Source organism: Okeania sp. SIO2C2 (assembly GCF_010692625.1).
GTDB classification, from domain to species: Bacteria; Cyanobacteriota; Cyanobacteriia; order Cyanobacteriales; family Microcoleaceae; genus Okeania; species Okeania hirsuta.
In genome coordinates, this window is record NZ_JAAHGM010000176.1 from 1 (window position 1) to 1,109 (window position 1,109).

At 39.9% G+C, this 1,109-nt stretch carries 1 protein-coding gene and 1 pseudogene; both read left to right on the plus strand.

Features of this window, described 5'->3' with window-relative positions; genetic code table 11:
- Positions 1-736, plus strand: a 736-nt coding sequence (locus tag F6K18_RS36240) for a transposase (RefSeq protein ID WP_287528219.1), incomplete at its 5' end; no start/stop codon positions are given.
- A gap of 124 nt (positions 737-860) precedes the next feature.
- Positions 861-1,082 (plus strand): annotated as a pseudogene (locus F6K18_RS36245) (zinc ribbon domain-containing protein); the annotation flags it as partial.
- Between the last annotated feature and the right edge of the window lie 27 nt (positions 1,083-1,109).

The following is a 1,109-nucleotide window of genomic DNA, read 5'->3' on the forward strand; positions in this document are numbered from 1 at the left end:
CGGAATGCTGCGCAAACGTAAGTTGAGAGAGGTTTTTACTAATCACACAAAACCTCTTTATCCCTGGATGAAAAGCTTGTCGTCTAGAGTTGATCAATATGCTTTTCCTACGGAATGCTGCGCAAACATCAACTTAGGTGAAGCATTTAAGAGGTTCTTTTCCTGCGGAATGCTTCCCTACGGGATGCTACGCAAACGCAAACAAGGGTTGGGTAAATATCCAAGATTTAAGAAGAAAGGTAGGTCTGATTCATTTCCTACGGAATGCTACGCAAACACAATAGATAATTGTGGAAAACCAATAGAATTAAATGGTTGGTGTCATAAATTACCTTTTATTGGCTGGGTAAAAACTTATGAACCAATTGAAGCCACTACTCAAAAAATCACTATTAGCAGACAAGCTGGTGATTGGTACTTGAGTTTAGCTTTTGAATGTACTCCTACTTCCACACCCAAAACAACTAATGTCGTAGGTGTAGATTTAGGAGTAAAAACATTAGCAACTTTAAGTGATGGGAAAGTCTTTGAAAGTGTAAAGTCATACCGTAAATTTGAAGCGAAGCTTTCGAGACTACAATACCTTAACCGCAATAAAAATATTGGTTCAGCTAACGGTCGGGCAGCACAATTAAAGATAGCTAGGCTGCTTCGACGAGTAGCCAACATCCGCAAAGATGCACTTCATAAATTAACAACATACGCAAGCCTTGAACCACGGCAGTGTAGTAATTGAAGATTTGAACGTCAGTGGAATGTTAGCTAACCACAAGCTAGCCAAATCATTTAGCAGATAGTGCTTTTATGAGTTTAGACGACAGCTAGAGTATAAGTGTCAATGGTACGGCTGTGAATTAGTAGTAGTAGACAGATTTTTTCCATCGTCAAAGACTTGCTCTAGTTGTGGTCATGTACAAGATATGCCATTAAATCTAAGAACTTTTGATTGCCCTGATTGTGGCATATCTATAGACCGCGATTTGAACGCAAGTATTAATTTAAGAAATGCGGTCGGCTTGACCGTTGATGCCTGTGGACGGAGTGCTGCCGACAGTTCCGGTGGTTTGCGTAGCATTCCGTAGGAAAGCAGGAAGTAAACATTAAAATAT